Origin of the sequence: Pseudomonas sp. F01002, from assembly GCF_004402115.1 — a bacterium.
In the GTDB taxonomy this organism is placed as follows: domain Bacteria; phylum Pseudomonadota; class Gammaproteobacteria; order Pseudomonadales; family Pseudomonadaceae; genus Aquipseudomonas; species Aquipseudomonas frigoris.
Window position 1 is genome coordinate 1 of record NZ_SOPU01000077.1, and the last position, 18,117, is coordinate 18,117.

Consider the following 18,117-nt stretch of genomic DNA (forward strand, 5'->3'; position numbering starts at 1 on the left):
ACTACCGCAGGCACAATCGGTTGGGGACTACGAAGCCTTGCTGCCATGGAACTGCTCGCCAGAGATGCCACGGTAAACGACTGCCTCATCTTGAGGTAGGTGTAGTTCGTGGATCGGTTACTCTACTTCTCGAATGCGAGTTCGTATAATATTCAGTTGTTCCACAGAAGCCTTCATCTCAGATCGAGCTGAAAAAATTTCTTTTTCAAGGGACTCTGTTACTCGAGGAACCGCCCTAGCCTTCTCTTCTACTATCGCTAATGTGTCACAAAGTTGCGCCAGCTCTTCTGAGGGCTGAATATTTCCAATTTTTAATGGATTATCAGCGCCAGGTCGCGCAACCTCCTTTAGCCAAGTTGAAAGCGACAACCGGTCACGTTGTACCCCATTGGCCTCAACATAGTAACTAGCACTTGCCTTTAAGCTTAGGACCCCATCCAATCGCTGTCTATTGACGGCCACGACAATGGACTGATCGGAATCAAGCTTTCTCAATTTTTCCAATTCGACCAAACTATTTTCGATATGGGCACGTGTTTGTCGAGCATCACTAGAAGTTTTAAGTGTGATATCTCTCAGACGATTTAGGGCAACATTCCAAGCTACTGGCGCAACCTCATCTGGATTGACAAGCCCCAATTCTTTAGCTTTTTCAAACCAGGTATTCACCTCTCCACGCCAACGTAATGAAGCATCGGTAAGTGCTTTGTGCTCCGCCTTTTTGCGTCGATACTCTTTATTTAACGCTCCGACTTCCCACTCAGCAGAAAGCATCTCTGCCGTGGTTGCACCCAATACATATGAGAAAATAGTTTTAAGCTTTTCTCTATGAGCAGTGGTATCCGAGCCGAAAAAAAGAACATCTGGGTTAGCCACAATATTCTGTGGTTGGAATGTGAACGCCATAACCAGCCCTGGATTTCGTCCCAGCATCACTTTCCGGATCAAAACCTTGATTACTAAGCCCTGACAACCCATTCAACATTGACTTCACATTTTCAACGTTAGCATTTCTCCCTTCAATCTTTAGTGGCAGCTCAATCTGTTCACCTTCCAATATAAACATATCGCCAGATTGAGCATTATCGCCAGGCTCTTTACGGGCCAGCAATTTCTTACCTTCCTTTGTATGTATAAGAACTCCAAACCATGAACATGCTTCGCGTATCACTCCAACTGGGATGGCACATTTACTTGAACACAAACAGTAGTCAATGATAGGCACCACCGCAGACTTGCCCGTCTTTGAAGCTCCGCTTATGACATTTACTTTTCCAGGAGTGAACTCTAGACGTCTCGGCTCTCCTCCATGTCTAGGCCACAATATGACTTCAAGAATTTGCAGTTCCATCAGAGAAGAATCCTTAGCAATTTGGTAATTTCTTGAATATCTACTTCAGCGAACCATCGACCGAGCTTTTCCGACGCTTTTATAAGATCATTTACAAACTCAGTGGGCGCAGAGCTATCGTCGACATTGAGGATTCGAACCATCCCTTCCTGGGGAAGCAGTTGTATTAGATTCATTCCGATTGATGTGCTTATGCAACGAAGGCTCAGCCCCCTAAACCCAAGTACACGATCCTGTATGACAAAAGTTGGCGCTGGAGATTTTGAAAGCTTTGCGGAAAATATTCGCAGCCCCGAACCGGACTGTGTAGACGATATTACTTTTCTCGTCTCTCCATGATAAAGAAGAGGCAACACTATAAACAGCAATTCAAACGGAACACTATCACTCTTCGAGAACATGCAGTATTTTCTTGCAAAAGTCCAAAGCAAGAAAGCACCCAAAGGTGAATTATAAACAATTTCGCCCTCACTAAGACCACGCACATCGCCACCCTCCATGCTGACTAACCTACCTTAGTCTTGTAATTAGAATGCCAACCAATAACCAATTGGTTCGCCAGACAATGAAGAGATCCAGCCACAAAAAAAGCAGGCAGATCTTTGTTTTCCATCCTATGTTTTCGCTCGATGCTTTCTAGATAAAAAAGAAGACCTAGCTCCTCTTCTGACAGTGACGCGTTCTTCAATCGAACCATCTTACTCTGATTAGCCCACTGCCTTTCTAGGTCAACATCTAGCTCCTCCAAACTATCGGGAAGAAATATTGAATTAGCGCTCCATATTGTTTTTTCCGAAGAAGCCCTTAAAAAATCACTAACAGCCCTTATCTTAATATCTGCGTCAGCATCTACTATATCAAGCTGTCTAACATAAATGGGCATGGTCCCGAGCGCTTCTTTCAAGGAAGACTCAGATGGCTTTTCCGAAAATATTGGCAAAACGTTATCATTCTGATGTTTTCGAACAAACGCAGCATATTTTTCACGAAACACGCTCGCCTTGATTATTGCGGGTTTACGGTCAGAAATAAGACTGATAACGGCATCTTGCACCCATCCCAACACATAGTGGCATGCTAATTCTTGTACAGGCTCTGAGAGCCCAAGACTTAGTCTATTCCTCAGATCCTGAACTGGATCGTTGACACCACTTTCGAATGAAAACTGATTAATTATTCGTGACTGGATATTCGGATCACATTGGAAAAAATTATCCGCATATTTCGCACAGCCAGATGGACGTTTTTCCAATGCGTCATATTGACTTCGTACAAAATTTACAGCACCGACCGCCTCATCAACAGTAAGCGCATTTGAAAACCTCCTGACGGCCTCTCCGGTATGCTTTTGTGCAGAGTAAAGCCTGAATCTTGTTTCTTCCCATATCCGGGAACTGCTGCTTGCGCCAATCGTTTCCTTGACCTGTCCATTCATACCGCTGCCGAAGAAGTGTCCTTGGGAGAAGACTCGACTGTCGCCAGCTGTCACCGCCCTCTCCGCCTGGGGGCCAGTGAGGGTTCGATAAGTCTCTCCCTGCGAGTTGAACGTCGTGTTCTTCAGCCCAACGTTGTAAAACTTGACCTCCTCCAAGCCCGCGCGCGCCCTGCTGGTCTGTTGGTAGCTAAGCGGTCTGCAGCCACCGGGAGCAATCGTGTCCATGATGCTGAGGTAAAGCTTTTCCGTTCGACGGGTCGACCCTATGTAGCAGAGTTTTGCCGCCTCGAAAAACATCAAGAGAAACACGTCGTGACGCACATCGATCAGAGCATCAGAGATGGCCCAATTGGGAGACGTCTCGTCTGCCGTCAAAACCAACGAGATTGTCCCGTCTTGCGTTCCCCACTGCTTCACAATCCGCAAATGCCGCCCAATCGTGGAGTCAAGGAGCCCAAAATTCGGTGGCTCGTCACACTCGAAAACACGTACATGGGCATATAAATTAAAAGACAGCGGCGAGACAGATTCGTAGTCAGATTCGGCAATCTTCCTCACGGGGAGCCTTTCCATAAACTCCTGCTCCTCCAGAGATCCCGCGAGTTGAGCGATCGCAGCCTCATCAATCATCTGCGCAAGATTTACGCCTTCCTTAAGAAGAGACGCTGTTGCCTCCTTGATACGGAAAGTTGGTGCAATCAGCGTTGGCGGGCCTGTGGTTTCGTCCACACGGGCGAAGCGTCCAATGAATTGAATTGTGGGCACCAGAGACTGGTGGGGAGCATGGAGCGCCGCCACCTTGAGTTTCGGAAAGTCATAACCCTCCCCGAACATGTCCACGCAAACGATCGCTTCCAGCGCACCGGTGATTAGCCTTTCCTCAATCGCCTCCTGCTGACGTTTCGTAAGTTTGCTGCTAATGGCCTCGACCGCTATGCCCAGGCCTTGATAGAGCGGCACTAGATCCTGTGCGGCCTTGATAGTCCCTGCGCGTACAAACAGCCTATGATCGAACCCGTTTGCCCTGTCCTCGTTAAGCTGCTGAACAGCCGCCCGAGCTATGGCTTGATCAACGTGTTCATCATCGAGTTCGTCCTCGATCGGTGCCGCACAGAAGTTAATTGGCTCAAAGGCCCCCTCATCGACAGCCCGCATTACCGGATATCGATAAACGAGCTTCCCTGGAATGACGCGCCCATCTCGTCGAAAGGGCGTTGCCGTGAGAAACAAGAACCGAGCTTTTGTGAAGTGTTCTACGTAGGCCATCCAGGAATCGGCCGGAGCATGATGGGCTTCATCGAAGATAACAAGATCGAAGAGGTCCGACGGCGCACCAGGGGCTAGGTCGGGTGATGAGCTTGAAGGTGTCGAAACGACGACGTCGTAGACTTGAAGCAATTGCCATTCTTCAAGGGATTGAGGACGGCCGATATGCAGGTGCACGTCGGGAAGCGGACAATCTTCAGCTAGCGCACCAATCCGGCGGAGTGTGGACATGACAGAAATATGTGAATGCACCTGTTTTCTCAAGGCGCTTGAAGGTTCCACTATCAGTACACGCGCCGGCCCCAGCAGCATGGGAAGCGCCATCATCAAGGAGGTCTTTCCATAGCCAGTGGGCAAACAGACGATGGCAGGGTCGTCCTGCACGGAAAAATGCGCCAAAACTGCGTGCAACGCACCCAACTGTCCAGGTCTGAATCCATGATTGGGAGTACGCTGCTGTTGAAACAGATTCAGCGTCCCCGCTTGCTCAACAAAAAAATTCGGCACCGCAATCCCTCCTTTGGATCCGATTGAAGCGTACTCTGGTGCCGTTTTTGTGCAAGTGGTAAGGGTGTGGTTGGGTTGCGGGGCAAGTGAATTCAGCACCGACGACGGATCACCACCGGCCTGCAGAGATCATTTGTAGTTAGCTAATAAACATGCGTCATTTTATCCAGTGATCAAAAATAAAACGGCATTGAATGTCCCTCCTCCAACAAGCGCAAGAGACAGAGACAGAGTTAGATGGACCTAATGACAGAAAATCTTCCTATGAGAACGAAGTCCCATGTAGTTGACGATCAAGCAACCGCTTTAGTAAAAAAAGCCGTTGCAAAAAAAGGCTGGATTTATAGAGACTTACCAAAAGACTACGGTCTGGACGCGGAAATTGAGATTGTCAAGAAGCGAGGCTCAGTGACCGGCGCACTTATACGATTGCAGATCAAAGGAACCAGGACTGATATAGGTAAAATCCGCCTGAAGTCCACGACCGCGCGTTATTTGTCTGTTTCGTTAATTCCCGTGCTACTGATCGACGTAAATGTCACTACCGGGGCCATTCGGGCGCTACCTGTCGAACAGGATCATTTGACCCCACGTAAACCCACCGCCAAAACAATCTCTGTAAGTATGAAAGGATCCTTCCAGCTCAGTGAGGGATGGAAGGACATCAAGAAGATCGCAGTCGAACGTCAAACGTCCATCTTAGACATCAACAGATATACACTTTATAACGCTTCGGCCCAGCTGATTCGCTACATCGACCTGCTGATAAATTTCGGAGGGGACGCAGATATCATGCTGAAGTGGATGCGGGCATTTGCGCCCGACGATGCCTTAACTTCCAACTACGGTTACGCAGTCCACTTACGAGACCAGCTTAAAAATGATCCTAAACTTCTAGATCGGTTACGTCTCCTCGTAATGGATTTTTATCCGGAACTTGAGAAAAAAATCGACAAATCAATTGCATTGCAACGCTCAGGAGGTCTTTCAGAGCGAGCGAGGCAAGTAGTCGCCATCAGCTACCCCCACAGCAAAAGCTGAAAACTGCCTGACGAGCCGTCAACTAGGTCCATCCCTGCCCTCCATCGCCGAAATTACTGCGGGGGGACATTGGCACCCAGAAATCTTGCGCCCATCTCCTCCGAAAGAGGTGAGGATTCCACCCAAAGCCAGTCGTTTTGTAGGGGTAAAAACGATCAAAAATAAAAAAGGGTCGCGAGATAAAATCTCGCAACCCCTTGAATTATATGGTCGGGACGGAGTGATTCGAACACTCGACCCCTAGCACCCCATGCTAGTGCGCTACCGGACTGCGCTACGCCCCGACTAGGCGTGAAACCCGTTCCTCTTCTCGAAGAACGCTCAAGAATATATCGCAAGCTTTTGAAAACTGGAAGTATTTAAAAGCAGGAAATTATTTCTTGAGCACAACCAGTACATCTTCCAATTCAGCGATCATCTGCCGAATCATTTGCTTGTATTGAGTGGTGTCATCTTTGGCTTCATCGCCGGACAAACGCAGGCGTGCACCGCCGATGGTGAACCCCTGGTCGTAAAGAAGCGCGCGGATCTGCCGGATCATCAGCACGTCTTGTCGCTGATAATACCGGCGGTTTCCGCGGCGTTTGACGGGGTTGAGTTGAGGAAACTCCTGCTCCCAGTAACGCAGCACGTGTGGTTTTACCGCACACAGCTCGCTGACTTCACCAATGGTGAAGTAGCGTTTGCCTGGGATGACGGGTAGCTCGTCGTTATGACTTGGTTCCAGCATAAGCCTCAACTCGGGCCTTCAACTTCTGCCCTGGACGAAAGGTGACCACACGGCGAGCCGTGATCGGGATTTCTTCACCTGTTTTCGGATTGCGGCCAGGCCGCTGGCGTTTGTCCCGAAGGTCGAAATTGCCGAAACCGGACAATTTGACTTGTTCGTTGTCTTCAAGAGCGTGCCTGATTTCCTCAAAAAACAGTTCGACCAATTCCTTGGCCTCCCGTTTATTCAGGCCCAGCTCCTCATACAGACGTTCCGCCATCTCAGCTTTCGTCAGAGCCCCCATACGTCACTTCCTTAACGTGGCGTTCAACCTTTGTTCGAGCGAGGTGAGGATGTTTTGCGTCGTGGTATTCACCTCATCGTCATTAAGAGTGCGCGATGGATGCTGCCAGGTCAAGCCGACTGCAAGGCTTTTTCTATCAGGATCAATGCCTTTACCCTGATACACGTCAAATAGCCTTAGGTCTGTCAGCCATTCGCCTGCATTTTCACGGATTACGTCCAGCACAGCATTGGCCGCAACGTCCGTGGCCGCAATCAGTGCCAGATCACGACGCACTTCAGGAAAGCGCGATAACTCCTGGAATTTAGGCATTTTGCCCAACGCTACTTCGGCCAAAACCAGCTCGAATACGAAGACTGGACGGTCGAGACCGAGGGTTTTCGACAATTCAGGGTGGATAGCACCGACGAAACCAACCAAGCGACCTTCACGTTCGATGCGCGCGGTTTGACCCGGATGCAACGCAGGGTGTTTGCCCGGCACGAAAGTGAATGAATCCAGTGCACCGGCGAAGCCCAGCACCGCTTCCACGTCGGCTTTGACGTCGAAGAAGTCCACCACATCGCGACCTTGCGCCCAGCCTTCCGGCAGACGACTACCGCAAACAACACCCGCCAGCATCGGCTCTTGCTTCAGGCCGTCCAGCTGACCGACGAAACGCAGGCCGCTTTCGAACAAACGAACCCGATCCTGCTGACGGTTCAGGTTGTGCTGAAGCGCCTTGACCAGGCCTGGCCACAGGGACGAGCGCATGGCGGCCATGTCGTTCGAAATCGGGTTGGCCAACAACAGCGGTTCGACACCTGGATTAAACAACTCGAACTGTTTCGGATCGATGAAGCTGTAGGTAATCGCTTCCTGATAGCCACGGGCTACCAGCAGACGGCGCAGCTCAGGCAGATCGCTCCGCGCCTCAGCCTTGGCCTGCGGCGCCAGACGAGCTTGCGGGTAGCGAACCGGCAAACGGTTGTAACCATACAGACGAGCCAGTTCTTCGATCAGATCGACTTCCAGGCTGATGTCGAAGCGATGGCTTGGCACTTCGACGCGCCACTGCCCTGCCCCATCGGCAGAAATCTTCAGACCCAAGCCGCTGAGCAGTTGCTCGACTTCGGCCGAATCCATTTCCATACCCAGCATCTGAGTGATGCGTTGCGCACGCAGAGTAACTGGCGCAATCGACGGCAGGTGCTGCTCGCTGACGGCTTCGATGATCGGGCCAGCTTCGCCGCCAGTGATTTCCAGAAGCAGGCCAGTCGCGCGCTCCATGGCTTCACGGGCCAATTGCCAGTCCACGCCACGCTCGTAGCGGTGCGAGGCATCGGTGTGCAGGCCATAGGAACGGGCCTTGCCAGCGACAGCAATCTGATCGAAAAACGCGCTTTCCAGGAACACATCGCGAGTGGTCGCGGTGTTGACGCCGCTGTGCTCGCCACCCATGACGCCGGCGATTGCCAAGGCGCGGGTGTGGTCGGCAATCACCAGCGTATCGCTACGCAGGCTGACTTCCTGACCGTCGAGCAGTACCAGCTTCTCGCCTTCTTCAGCCATGCGCACGCGGATGCCGCCGTTGATTTCGGCGAGATCGAAAGCGTGCAGCGGCTGACCCAGTTCCAGCATCACGTAGTTGGTGATGTCGACGGCGGCGTCGATGCTGCGCACGTCACCACGACGCAGACGCTCGACCATCCACAGCGGCGTTGGCTTGGACAAGTCAACGTTACGGATCACACGACCCAGGTAACGCGGGCAAGCGGCTGGCGCCAGCACTTCGATCGAACGCACTTCGTCGTGCACGGCTGGCACGACAGCAACCACCGGACGGGTGACTTCAGCAGCGTACAACGCGCCGACTTCACGAGCCAGACCGGCCAGGGACAGGCAGTCGCCGCGGTTCGGGGTCAGGTCGACCTCGATGCTGGCGTCGTCCAGGCTCAGGTACTCACGAATGTCCTGACCGACCGGCGCATCGGCCGGCAATTCCATCAGACCATCGTTGCCTTCGCCGACTTGCAGCTCGGCCTGGGAGCACAGCATGCCGTTAGACTCAACGCCACGCAGTTTGGCTTTCTTGATCTTGAAGTCGCCTGGCAGTTCGGCACCGATCATGGCGAACGGAATCTTCAGGCCCGGGCGCACGTTGGGCGCACCGCAAACAACCTGGAAGGTCTCCGAGCCATTACTGACCTGGCAAACGCGCAACTTGTCGGCGTCCGGGTGCTGTTCGGTGCTCAGCACCTCGCCCACCACCACACCGGTGAATTCGCCGGCGGCCAGCGTAATGCTATCGACCTCAAGACCGGCCATCGACAGACGAGCAACCAGCTCGTCACGACTTACCTGCGGGCTTACCCAGCCACGCAGCCATTGTTCACTGAATTTCATCCTGCTCTCCTAAGAATTCGTTACGACTAGCGAAATTGCGCGAGGAACCGCAAGTCGTTGTCGAAGAACAGACGCAAGTCGTTCACGCCGTAACGCAGCATGGCCAGACGCTCAACACCCATGCCGAAGGCAAAGCCCGAAAACTCTTCCGGGTCGATCCCGGACATGCGCAGCACATTCGGGTGAACCATGCCGCAGCCCATCACTTCCAGCCAGCCAGTCTGTTTGCAGACACGGCAGCCTTTACCGCTGCACATCACGCATTCCATGTCGACTTCGGCGGATGGCTCGGTGAACGGGAAGTACGAAGGGCGAAAACGCACGGCCAGTTCTTTTTCGAAGAACACGCGCAGGAACTCTTCTATGGTCCCTTTCAGGTCGGCGAAGTTGATATCGCGATCGACCAGCAGGCCTTCGACCTGGTGGAACATCGGGGAGTGGGTGATATCGGAGTCGCTACGGTACACACGGCCTGGGCAGACGATGCGGATCGGCGGCTGTTTCGATTCCATGGTGCGGACCTGTACCGGTGAGGTATGGGTGCGCAGCAACATGTTGGCATTGAAATAGAAGGTGTCATGCATCGACCGGGCCGGGTGATGGCCTGGGATGTTGAGCGCTTCGAAGTTGTGGTAGTCGTCTTCGACCTCAGGGCCTTCGGCAATGCCGTAGCCGATGTGAGTGAAGAACTGCTCGATACGTTCCAGAGTGCGAGTAACCGGATGCAGACCACCCGAGGTCTGGCCACGGCCAGGCAGGGTCACGTCAATGGACTCGGCGGACAGTTTGGCGGCCAGGTCGGCCTCTTCAAACAGTGCCTTGCGCGCATTGAGAACCTCTGTGACACGCTCCTTGGCAACGTTGATCAGTGCGCCGACTTGCGGACGCTCTTCTGCCGGCAAATTCCCCAGGGTCTTCATCACCTGAGTCAATTCGCCCTTTTTGCCAAGGTAGTGAACCCGGATTTGCTCCAGGGCATTGATATCTTCAGCGCTTTGCACAGCCTCTAGAGCTTGAGAGACGAGCGCATCCAGGTTTTCCATGTACAGACTCCAGATACAAAATAGGGGAAGAGCTTGAAGGCTCTTCCCCTATTTATGACGTTTAACACCTGACCCCACAGAGGTGAGGCCGGGTGACTGTCGGGGGTACTTAAGCCAAGGTGGCTTTAGCTTTCTCGACAATCGCAGCAAACGCCGCTTTTTCGTTCACTGCCAGATCAGCCAGAACCTTACGGTCGATCTCGATGGACGCTTTTTTCAGGCCGGCGATGAAACGGCTGTAGGACAGACCGTTGATACGTGCACCAGCGTTGATACGAGCGATCCACAGAGCGCGGAACTGACGTTTTTTCTGACGACGGTCACGGTAGGCGTATTGGCCTGCCTTGATTACCGCTTGCTTGGCAACACGGAATACGCGCGAGCGAGCGCCGTAGTAGCCTTTAGCAAGTTTCAGAATTTTTTTGTGACGTTTACGGGCAATGACGCCACGCTTTACACGAGCCATGAGTTACTTCCTCTATTCTTGACTAAATTAACGAAGGCGCAGCATGCGCTCGACTTTTGCCACGTCACACGGTGCCAGCAAGCTGCTACCGCGCAGTTGACGCTTACGCTTGGTCGACATTTTAGTCAGGATGTGGCTCTTGAAAGCGTGCTTGTGCTTGATACCGTTAGCAGTTTTCAGAAACCGCTTAGCAGCACCACTTTTAGTTTTCATTTTTGGCATGTTCGGATACTCCGCATTCAGTTGATAAACATAATCAGAAGGCCTGCCGTGCCCTATTGATTACTTCTTCTTTTTCGGGGCGATGACCATGATCAGTTGGCGTCCTTCCATCTTAGGATGCTGTTCGACCGAACCGTACTCGAGCAAGTCACCTTCAACTCGCTTGAGGAGTTCCATCCCCAGCTCCTGGTGGGCCATCTCACGGCCGCGGAATCGCAAGGATACCTTGGCCCTGTCCCCATCACTCAGGAAACGTACCAGGTTGCGCAGTTTTACCTGGTAATCCCCTTCCTCCGTCCCTGGACGAAACTTGATTTCTTTAACCTGAATCTGCTTCTGGTTTTTCTTGGCCGCGGCAACCTGCTTCTTCTTTTCGAAGATCGATTTGCCGTAGTCCATCAGTTTGCAAACAGGGGGTACTGCATCGGCGGAAATTTCCACCAGATCCAGTTTGGCCTCTTCAGCCTTAAGAAGCGCGTCTTCAATTGACACAATCCCAAGCTGTTCACCTTCAGCCCCAATTAACCGAACCTCGCGTGCCGAGATATTCTCGTTGATCGGGGCCTTCGGTGCAGCTCGTTTATCTTGTCTCATTTCACGCTTAATAGTAATTACTCCGAATCTGGGCGACCACGCCGGGAAACCGCTTGAGCGAGGAACTCGGCGAACTGGGCGACGGGCATCGAGCCCAGGTCAGCACCTTCACGAGTACGCACAGCGACAGTCTGCATCTCGACTTCCCGATCTCCGATAACCAAGAGATAAGGAACCTTGAGCAAAGTATGCTCGCGGATTTTAAAGCCGATCTTTTCATTTCTCAAGTCAGACTTGGCACGAAACCCGCTTTCGTTGAGAGTTTTTTCAACCTCAGCGGCGAAATCAGCCTGTTTATCAGTGATATTCATGATCACTGCCTGGGTCGGAGCCAGCCACGCGGGGAATGCACCCTCGTAGTGCTCGATCAGGATTCCGACGAAACGTTCGAAGGAGCCAAGGATCGCCCGGTGCAACATCACCGGGTGCTTGCGACTGTTGTCTTCAGAGACGTATTCGGCTCCCAGACGGACAGGCAGGTTAAAATCGAGCTGAAGGGTACCACACTGCCAGACGCGGCCAAGGCAATCTTTCAGCGAGAACTCGATCTTCGGACCGTAGAACGCACCCTCACCCGGCTGCAGATCATATGGCAGGCCAGCACTATCAAGGGCTGCAGCCAGGGCCGCTTCGGCGCGATCCCACAGTTCGTCGGAACCGACGCGTTTTTCCGGACGAGTGGACAGCTTCATCTCGACGTCTTTAAAGCCGAAGTCGGCATAAACGTCCATGGTCAGCTTGATGAACGCAGCGGATTCGGCCTGCATCTGCTCTTCAGTGCAGAAGATGTGGGCGTCGTCCTGAGTGAACGCACGCACACGCATGATGCCATGCAGCGCACCCGATGGCTCATTACGATGGCACGCACCGAATTCGGCCAAGCGCATTGGCAACTCACGGTAGCTTTTCAGGCCTTGATTGAACACTTGCACGTGGCAAGGGCAGTTCATCGGCTTGATGGCGTAGTCGCGGTTTTCCGACTGCGTGGTGAACATGTTGTCGGCGTAGTTGGCCCAGTGCCCGGACTTCTCCCACAGGCTGCGGTCAACGACCTGCGGAGTTTTGATCTCCAGGTAACCGTTGTCGCGCTGAACCTTGCGCATGTATTGCTCGAGCACCTGGTACAGAGTCCAGCCGTTCGGGTGCCAGAACACCATGCCCGGCGACTCTTCCTGGGTGTGGAACAGGCCCAGACGCTTGCCGATCTTGCGGTGATCGCGCTTCTCAGCTTCTTCGATGCGCTGAATGTAAGCCGCCAGCTGCTTTTTGTCTGCCCATGCCGTGCCGTAAACGCGCTGCAATTGCTCGTTCTTGGCATCGCCACGCCAGTAGGCGCCGGACAACTTGGTCAGCTTGAAGGATTTCAGGAAGCGCGTGTTCGGCACATGCGGACCGCGGCACATGTCGACGTATTCTTCGTGATAGTACAGGCCCATGGCCTGTTCGTTCGGCATGTCTTCGACCAGACGCAGTTTGTAGTCTTCGCCGCGGGCCTTGAACACTTCAATCACTTCGGCGCGCGGAGTGACTTTCTTGATCACGTCGTAATCTTTTTCGATCAGCTGCTGCATGCGCTGTTCGATGGCGGCCAGGTCGTCCGGAGTGAAGGGACGTTCAAAGGCGATATCGTAATAGAAGCCTTCGTCGATGACCGGACCAATGACCATCTTGGCCGTCGGGTACAGCTGTTTGACCGCATGGCCAACCAGGTGGGCGCAAGAGTGGCGAATGATCTCCAGCCCCTCTTCATCCTTTGGCGTAATGATTTGCAGCGTAGCGTCGCTGCCGATGATGTCGCTGGCGTCGACCAGCTTGCCATCGACCTTGCCGGCCACGGTGGCTTTGGCCAGACCTGCACCAATGGATGCGGCGACCTCGGCTACGGATACCGGGTGATCGAATGAACGTTGACTGCCGTCGGGAAGAGTAATAGTTGGCATGGCGCCTCCTCTCCTAGTGGTGACCCCTACCAAAGGTCACGTGGGTTGGGATGAGCCAGTACAAGATCCGATCCAGGCCATTCAATGACGAACGCCTGCCTTACAGCGGCAGGAGCCTTGCGGCCAACCGGAAAACCGAACCAGAGTGACTGGGATTCAAATCAGGGTTATTCGCACATTTGCCGCTACCGGGACTGAAGGTCATCCGGAGCCTGCAAACGCCCGAGGCAGGCATGCTAGCACAGATGAACGGTCGTCGATGCACCGAGGCTTTGTCTTGGGGCAAATCGGGCAATTTTATGCCAGAGTGCTGAACTAGAACCCTGCTTTACCCCTCAGATAACAAGACATTGACCCACAAGGAGCATCCCAGCATGCATCTGAAACGTTTATTCGCAGTAGTCGCCCCCATCGTTTTGCTGCTGCCACTGGCCGCCCATGCCGATTGGCCGAAGGGCGAACGCGAGAAATACATGGCTCAGTGCACAGAAGCGGCCACTCCGCAGATCGGTGCTGCAGCAGCGAAGGCTCACTGCGCTTGCGGCGCCGATGCCATCAAATCGTACCCTGCCAAAGACATCCAGTCCCTGATGGACAACACCGCCAATGATGCCCTGAAACAAAAAGCACTGACGCAAATTAGCGCGTGCAAAGCCGATAACAAGGCCAAAAAATAAGCCCGACAGAGCGCTTTTTGCGCCTGCAACGACAGTAAAAAGCCTTTGAAAACCGACTTTTCGTACAATTTATGCAGGTTTTACAGGTTTTTTTATTGTCTTTACTTTTGGCTGAAAGCCTTTTAAAACGGGGCTTGCAGCCAAACAAAGCAGCAAACAGAACGCGACTGCAGGGCAAACAGCACGTCCGGGGGGCTCCCAAAGCGAACATTTCGACTATGATACCCCGGTGTGCCCAGTTGGCCTGAGCAGCACAGCACTACTGAAAATATATGTTTCTTGGAGATACACCATGTCTAATCGCCAAACCGGCACCGTTAAATGGTTCAACGATGAAAAAGGCTTCGGCTTCATCACTCCTCAAGGTGGCGGTGACGACCTGTTCGTACACTTCAAAGCTATCGAAAGCGACGGTTTCAAAAGCCTGAAAGAAGGCCAGACCGTTTCCTTCGTGGCTGAGAAAGGCCAAAAGGGTATGCAAGCTGCACAAGTCCGCGCTGAGTAATTTTCAGCCGCACTAAAAAAACCCCGTCCATGTGACGGGGTTTTTTATGGGCGAAACAAAAGCCTGAAGCGATCAGCCGCAGTTGACACGGGTGACGACCCGATTGGCATCGGTATTCAGGTTCAGACGATCGGAGCGGTACTCCAGGGTCACCATGTCGGTGGGCAAGAGGAACCGTGCATTCTGCGCGCCTGCGCGAGTACGCGCCTGCTCCAGCAGTTCAGGCGAAGCCTTTTTGCCAATGGTGAATTCGGCAGCCTTTGCCTCACAACGGCTGTGACCCGTGTCAGTTGTCGTGACAGGATCTGTTGTCGACTCGGTGGAGGTAGTGCTGCAACCGGCCAGCATGGCAACGGCCAACAAAGTACCCAATGACGCGAGCTTCCAAGGCATGAAGCCTCCTTTTTTCAATAGTTAAGCTGAGATCGTGCGACCGCCAATCTGGCGTTTGGTTTCACAGGGAGTACTAGCACCCTGCCCTCTATTCGGACACGCGGCGAGTTTGCCTGAGCATCGCCCTGCCGTTTACCTCTCAATCGTGACTGAATATGAACAGCGTTCAATAGACGTCAATGTAGTCGAACGGCGGATTCGGCCAGTTCTCTTTCAGCGCATTGAAAATCTGCATGACCCAGACCTCGTCACTGGCCGCGACCAATCCTACATAACCGGAACCCTTGGCCCATGTCTCCAGACGAAACAGCAACCCGCTGATATCAGTGCCGCCCACAACGCCAGATGAAATGTAGGCGATGCCGCCCTTGGTGACTCGCAATTGAGTGTGTTCATCGTCGCTGGCAGAGGCCAGCAGCTGACGCACCGCCTCAAGGGTCAAGCCGTTAGGAGTGTTCAAATCGATCTGCACAGCACAGTCCTTGAAAATTCATCAAAGACCAAGTGTCGCATAGCCCTCCCCTCATGCCTAAGTCGGAGTGCCAAAAGCCGCGCAAAATGGTTAACTCGACACTCAGACTTTCCCGACTTCACGAGCGCCATCATGACCACCGTAAGTATCGACGCCGACATCAAAGCCAAGTGGCCACAGGGCCACAGCTCTTACAGCCCGGGCAGCCCGGAAGAGTTGGCAATCATTGGTATCGATCTATTGGTCAAGGAGCTGGGGACTGAAGCGGCGCAATCCTTCATCGCGCAGGTATTCGAGAAATACCCGGCCGACTACAAGGGCGTTGAATATAACGAAAGGGAGTGAAACCCGCAGGCGCTGGCGCCTACGGGTGTGAAGCTTACTTCAGACGAGCCAGACGCTCGGTCAGCAGGTCAAAGAAGCCCTGGGCGTCGCCGCTTTCTACCCAGAAAGCGTTCTTCGGCGCTTTCAGGCCGTCATACCAGTCGACGATGGTTTGGCCGAACGTCGGGCCTTCGCGGCTATCAACGACTACGTTGACTGAACGACCGGTGAACAACTCAGGCTTGAGCAGATAGGCGATGACAGTAGCGTCATGCACCGGGCCACCCGGAATGCCGTAGTGTTCCATGTCGCCTTTGACGTATTCATTGAGAATATCCCCCACCAGCTTGCTGGCATTGTTGTTGATCGCTGCGATCTGCTTCAGGCGCGCTTCACTGGTGAGGATCTTGTGGGTCACGTCCAGCGGCAGGTAGGTCAGCTTCACGCCGCTTTTCAATACCACTTCCGCAGCCTGCGGGTCGGCGAACAGGTTGAACTCGGCCACCGGGGTGATGTTGCCGCCATTGAAGTGTGCTCCGCCCATGATCACCACCTCCTTGATGCCCTGAACGATCTCAGGTTCCTGGATCAGCGCCAGGGCCAGGTTGGTCTGTGGACCGAGCATGGCGATGGTAATGCTATGGGACTTGACGGCTTTCAAGGTGTCGATCAGGTAGTTGACCGCATTGCCTTGGGCCAGGCCTTTTTTCGGCTCATGTACGGTGACACCCGACAGTCCTTCCTTACCATGGATGTTCTCGGCATAGATCGGCGTGCGCATCAGCGGCTTCGGAGCGCCCGCGTAGACCGGCACCTCCTCGCGCCCTGCCCACTCGCGGGCCAGCCGCGCATTACGCGACGTCTTGTCCAGACGCACATTGCCGGCGACGGTGGTCAGCGCACGAATGTTCAGCTCTTGCGGCGATGCCAGGGCAAACAGCAAGGCAACCACGTCATCGGCACCCGGGTCGGTGTCGATGATCAGGTCGATCTTTTCCGCCGCCTGGGCGCTTGTTGCGGTAATCAGGGACAAAAGCAGCAGACTCCGAAGCAGATGGTGCAGTTTCTGAGCATAGCGGTGCATAGCGCACTCCTTGTGCGTGGGACAGCAGAAAGACAACAGCGAGTTAGAACGTTACCCCCGCCACCAGCACGATGTTGCAATACGGCTGACATTCGCCTGTGCGAACAATCGCCCGTGCCTGTCGGCTGAGGACTTTGAATTGGTCATGGCTGAGCAGCTCACGCTGACCCAGCGCACCTTCGGCATTCAGCTCATCGAGCGTCGCCAACGCCGAAGGCTTTTTGTCCAGGATCTCCTGGGCCAATACATGGCTCTCGACCTGCATTTCGCTGAGCACAACCTTCAACGTGCTGACGAAATCCGGGATTCCCTGGGTCAGGGCCAGGTCGATCAGTTCAACGCCTGGTGGCACCGGCAAACCGGCATCGCCGATTACCACGATGTCGCCATGGCCCAGGGACGCGATCAGCCGCGACAGCGCGACGTTGAGCAGAGGTGTCTTTTTCATGGTGCTTTAAAGGCCTGTACGTCGGACAAGGTGGGAATCGAGGGTTGCGCGCCAGCACGGGTCACCGACAGCGCCGCGGCGACCTGGCCGAAACGGATCGCGTCGGCTTCGTTTTTGCCGGCCGCCAGCGCGGCGGCAAAACCACCGACGAAGGTGTCGCCAGCCGCCGTGGTATCGACAGCCTTCACCTTCGGCGCAGGGAAATGCTCGAAGCCTTTGCCGTTGGCAAACAGCGAACCTTGAGCACCGAGGGTGATGATGACTTTGCCGGCGCCCAAAGAGATCAACCGGGATGCAGCGGTTTCGGCAGATGCCAGAGAATCCACTGGCAACCCACTCAGCGCCGAAGCCTCACTTTCGTTGGGAATCAGATAATCGATGGACGCGTACCAGTCCGCCGGCAGTGGGCGGCTGGCCGGCGCAGGATTGAGGATCACAGTCTTACCCAATTCACGGCCGCGCTTGAGCGCATGACCGACAGTGGCATCCGGGACTTCCAGCTGACAGATAATCACGTCCGCCGCCCGCAATACGGCGTCGAAACGATCAATCACCTCTGGAGTCAGCGCTCCATTGGCACCGGCAACGATCACGATTGCGTTCTGGCTATTGTCATCGACCACGATCAACGCTACGCCGCTGGAATCATCGACGGTGCTGACCGCCTGGCAATCGATCTGCTCGGCCAACAGCGCCCCGCGCAGTTCTTTGCCGTAGGCATCGCTGCCCACGCATCCGACCATCGACACCTGCGCCCCCAACCTCGCCGCGGCGACCGCCTGGTTCGCGCCCTTGCCACCGGAAACCGTGGCAAACGACTCGCCGATCAGCGTTTCACCGCCACGGGGCAGCCGTGGCGCCCGGGTGACCAGGTCCATGTTCAGGCTGCCTATAACCACTACTTTTGCTGGCATACATTGCTACTCATCAATTCTGTTTCAGCGGTGCTTT

21 protein-coding genes and 1 tRNA gene are annotated in these 18,117 nt (G+C 53.9%); 4 read left to right on the forward strand and 18 right to left on the reverse strand.

Annotation, left to right across the window (positions count from 1 at the left end):
• Positions 1-117: 117 nt before the first annotated feature.
• Genes E3W21_RS28965 through E3W21_RS28975 form a run of 4 tightly spaced genes read right to left on the reverse strand, consistent with a single transcriptional unit; the run spans position 118 to position 4,559 of the window.
• Positions 118-906: a hypothetical protein gene (locus E3W21_RS28965; protein ID WP_134423076.1), complete on the reverse strand. Its 789-nt coding sequence runs from the start codon at positions 904-906 to the stop codon at positions 118-120.
• A complete protein-coding gene (locus E3W21_RS28970) occupies positions 869-1,351 on the reverse strand; it encodes a hypothetical protein (RefSeq protein ID WP_134423078.1) in 483 nt (160 codons plus the stop codon). Before E3W21_RS28970 ends, E3W21_RS28965 begins: the two co-directional genes overlap by 38 nt.
• A complete protein-coding gene (locus E3W21_RS32465) occupies positions 1,351-1,851 on the reverse strand; it encodes a three component ABC system middle component (RefSeq protein ID WP_371927171.1) in 501 nt (166 codons plus the stop codon). The genes E3W21_RS28970 and E3W21_RS32465 overlap by 1 nt, the downstream gene beginning before the upstream one ends.
• 5 nt (positions 1,852-1,856) lie before the next feature.
• Positions 1,857-4,559 (reverse strand): ABC-three component system protein, encoded by a 2,703-nt coding sequence (locus tag E3W21_RS28975; RefSeq protein WP_256661693.1) that lies wholly within the window; start codon positions 4,557-4,559, stop codon positions 1,857-1,859.
• 237 nt (positions 4,560-4,796) lie between these two features.
• Between E3W21_RS28975 and E3W21_RS28980 the strand changes: the two genes are divergently transcribed.
• Positions 4,797-5,600 (forward strand): DUF4365 domain-containing protein, encoded by an 804-nt coding sequence (locus E3W21_RS28980; protein ID WP_134423080.1) that lies wholly within the window; start codon positions 4,797-4,799, stop codon positions 5,598-5,600.
• Between the two features lie 207 nt (positions 5,601-5,807).
• Here E3W21_RS28980 and E3W21_RS28985 read toward each other — a convergent pair.
• The 9 genes from E3W21_RS28985 to thrS form a co-directional block, all read right to left on the reverse strand.
• A tRNA-Pro gene (locus E3W21_RS28985) sits at positions 5,808-5,884 on the reverse strand.
• A gap of 89 nt (positions 5,885-5,973) precedes the next feature.
• On the reverse strand, positions 5,974-6,330 hold the full coding sequence (locus tag E3W21_RS28990) for a MerR family transcriptional regulator (RefSeq protein ID WP_003179985.1): 357 nt from the start codon (positions 6,328-6,330) through the stop codon (positions 5,974-5,976).
• Positions 6,311-6,613, reverse strand: a complete 303-nt coding sequence (gene ihfA, locus E3W21_RS28995; RefSeq protein WP_002553164.1) for an integration host factor subunit alpha — start codon at positions 6,611-6,613, stop codon at positions 6,311-6,313. Before ihfA ends, E3W21_RS28990 begins: the two co-directional genes overlap by 20 nt.
• A gap of 3 nt (positions 6,614-6,616) precedes the next feature.
• The gene (gene pheT / locus E3W21_RS29000) at positions 6,617-8,998 is read right to left on the reverse strand and encodes a phenylalanine--tRNA ligase subunit beta (RefSeq protein ID WP_134423082.1); all 2,382 of its coding nucleotides are present in this window, start codon (positions 8,996-8,998) and stop codon (positions 6,617-6,619) included.
• 26 nt (positions 8,999-9,024) lie between these two features.
• Positions 9,025-10,041 carry a phenylalanine--tRNA ligase subunit alpha gene (pheS, locus tag E3W21_RS29005; RefSeq protein ID WP_007905876.1) on the reverse strand — a complete coding sequence of 339 codons (1,017 nt, stop codon included), beginning with the start codon at positions 10,039-10,041 and terminating at the stop codon, positions 9,025-9,027.
• 109 nt (positions 10,042-10,150) lie between these two features.
• Positions 10,151-10,507, reverse strand: a complete 357-nt coding sequence (gene rplT / locus E3W21_RS29010; protein WP_007905879.1) for a 50S ribosomal protein L20 — start codon at positions 10,505-10,507, stop codon at positions 10,151-10,153.
• Positions 10,508-10,534: 27 nt separating this feature from the next.
• Positions 10,535-10,729: a 50S ribosomal protein L35 gene (rpmI, locus tag E3W21_RS29015; protein ID WP_008145659.1), complete on the reverse strand. Its 195-nt coding sequence runs from the start codon at positions 10,727-10,729 to the stop codon at positions 10,535-10,537.
• Between the two features lie 60 nt (positions 10,730-10,789).
• Entirely contained in the window at positions 10,790-11,341 is a 552-nt protein-coding gene (gene infC / locus E3W21_RS29020) for a translation initiation factor IF-3 (protein WP_176469887.1), read from the reverse strand.
• Positions 11,341-13,263, reverse strand: a complete 1,923-nt coding sequence (thrS, locus tag E3W21_RS29025) for a threonine--tRNA ligase (RefSeq protein ID WP_008145656.1) — start codon at positions 13,261-13,263, stop codon at positions 11,341-11,343. The genes infC and thrS overlap by 1 nt, the downstream gene beginning before the upstream one ends.
• Before the next feature lie 374 nt (positions 13,264-13,637).
• On the opposite strand from thrS, the gene E3W21_RS29030 reads away from it, so the two are divergent.
• Entirely contained in the window at positions 13,638-13,940 is a 303-nt protein-coding gene (locus tag E3W21_RS29030; RefSeq protein WP_129443097.1) for a hypothetical protein, read from the forward strand.
• A 292-nt stretch (positions 13,941-14,232) separates the two neighbouring features.
• The gene (locus tag E3W21_RS29035; RefSeq protein ID WP_007905882.1) at positions 14,233-14,445 is read left to right on the forward strand and encodes a cold-shock protein; all 213 of its coding nucleotides are present in this window, start codon (positions 14,233-14,235) and stop codon (positions 14,443-14,445) included.
• A 72-nt stretch (positions 14,446-14,517) separates the two neighbouring features.
• On the opposite strand, the gene E3W21_RS29040 is transcribed toward E3W21_RS29035, so the two are convergent.
• Positions 14,518-14,838, reverse strand: a complete 321-nt coding sequence (locus tag E3W21_RS29040) for an I78 family peptidase inhibitor (RefSeq protein ID WP_033061805.1) — start codon at positions 14,836-14,838, stop codon at positions 14,518-14,520.
• Positions 14,839-15,004: 166 nt separating this feature from the next.
• Positions 15,005-15,310: a hypothetical protein gene (locus tag E3W21_RS29045; protein WP_134423084.1), complete on the reverse strand. Its 306-nt coding sequence runs from the start codon at positions 15,308-15,310 to the stop codon at positions 15,005-15,007.
• A 132-nt stretch (positions 15,311-15,442) separates the two neighbouring features.
• On the opposite strand from E3W21_RS29045, the gene E3W21_RS29050 reads away from it, so the two are divergent.
• Positions 15,443-15,655 (forward strand): hypothetical protein, encoded by a 213-nt coding sequence (locus E3W21_RS29050; RefSeq protein ID WP_129443093.1) that lies wholly within the window; start codon positions 15,443-15,445, stop codon positions 15,653-15,655.
• A gap of 34 nt (positions 15,656-15,689) precedes the next feature.
• On the opposite strand, the gene E3W21_RS29055 is transcribed toward E3W21_RS29050, so the two are convergent.
• From E3W21_RS29055 to rbsK, 3 genes are read right to left on the reverse strand one after another with little or no spacing between them, the layout of a single operon-like run.
• Positions 15,690-16,718: a nucleoside hydrolase gene (locus E3W21_RS29055; protein WP_134423086.1), complete on the reverse strand. Its 1,029-nt coding sequence runs from the start codon at positions 16,716-16,718 to the stop codon at positions 15,690-15,692.
• A gap of 43 nt (positions 16,719-16,761) precedes the next feature.
• A complete protein-coding gene (gene rbsD / locus E3W21_RS29060) occupies positions 16,762-17,166 on the reverse strand; it encodes a D-ribose pyranase (RefSeq protein ID WP_134423088.1) in 405 nt (134 codons plus the stop codon).
• Positions 17,163-18,080, reverse strand: a complete 918-nt coding sequence (gene rbsK, locus E3W21_RS29065; RefSeq protein ID WP_134423090.1) for a ribokinase — start codon at positions 18,078-18,080, stop codon at positions 17,163-17,165. Before rbsK ends, rbsD begins: the two co-directional genes overlap by 4 nt.
• Between the last annotated feature and the right edge of the window lie 37 nt (positions 18,081-18,117).

Bases quoted from the DNA above. Each gene is read 5' to 3' on its own strand.
- rplT (WP_007905879.1), bottom strand. From the start codon at position 10,507: ATGGCTCGTGTAAAGCGTGGCGTCATTGCCCGTAAACGTCACAAAAAA.
- E3W21_RS29035 (WP_007905882.1), top strand. From the start codon at position 14,233: ATGTCTAATCGCCAAACCGGCACCGTTAAATGGTTCAACGATGAAAAA.
- E3W21_RS32465 (WP_371927171.1), bottom strand. From the start codon at position 1,851: ATGGAGGGTGGCGATGTGCGTGGTCTTAGTGAGGGCGAAATTGTTTAT.
- thrS (WP_008145656.1), bottom strand. From the start codon at position 13,263: ATGCCAACTATTACTCTTCCCGACGGCAGTCAACGTTCATTCGATCAC.
- rbsK (WP_134423090.1), bottom strand. From the start codon at position 18,080: ATGCCAGCAAAAGTAGTGGTTATAGGCAGCCTGAACATGGACCTGGTC.
- E3W21_RS29040 (WP_033061805.1), bottom strand. From the start codon at position 14,838: ATGCCTTGGAAGCTCGCGTCATTGGGTACTTTGTTGGCCGTTGCCATG.
- pheS (WP_007905876.1), bottom strand. From the start codon at position 10,041: ATGGAAAACCTGGATGCGCTCGTCTCTCAAGCTCTAGAGGCTGTGCAA.
- E3W21_RS29050 (WP_129443093.1), top strand. From the start codon at position 15,443: ATGACCACCGTAAGTATCGACGCCGACATCAAAGCCAAGTGGCCACAG.
- E3W21_RS28965 (WP_134423076.1), bottom strand. From the start codon at position 906: ATGGCGTTCACATTCCAACCACAGAATATTGTGGCTAACCCAGATGTT.
- E3W21_RS28970 (WP_134423078.1), bottom strand. From the start codon at position 1,351: ATGGAACTGCAAATTCTTGAAGTCATATTGTGGCCTAGACATGGAGGA.
- ihfA (WP_002553164.1), bottom strand. From the start codon at position 6,613: ATGGGGGCTCTGACGAAAGCTGAGATGGCGGAACGTCTGTATGAGGAG.
- pheT (WP_134423082.1), bottom strand. From the start codon at position 8,998: ATGAAATTCAGTGAACAATGGCTGCGTGGCTGGGTAAGCCCGCAGGTA.
- E3W21_RS28980 (WP_134423080.1), top strand. From the start codon at position 4,797: ATGGACCTAATGACAGAAAATCTTCCTATGAGAACGAAGTCCCATGTA.
- rbsD (WP_134423088.1), bottom strand. From the start codon at position 17,166: ATGAAAAAGACACCTCTGCTCAACGTCGCGCTGTCGCGGCTGATCGCG.
- E3W21_RS28990 (WP_003179985.1), bottom strand. From the start codon at position 6,330: ATGCTGGAACCAAGTCATAACGACGAGCTACCCGTCATCCCAGGCAAA.
- E3W21_RS29030 (WP_129443097.1), top strand. From the start codon at position 13,638: ATGCATCTGAAACGTTTATTCGCAGTAGTCGCCCCCATCGTTTTGCTG.
- E3W21_RS29055 (WP_134423086.1), bottom strand. From the start codon at position 16,718: ATGCACCGCTATGCTCAGAAACTGCACCATCTGCTTCGGAGTCTGCTG.
- rpmI (WP_008145659.1), bottom strand. From the start codon at position 10,729: ATGCCAAAAATGAAAACTAAAAGTGGTGCTGCTAAGCGGTTTCTGAAA.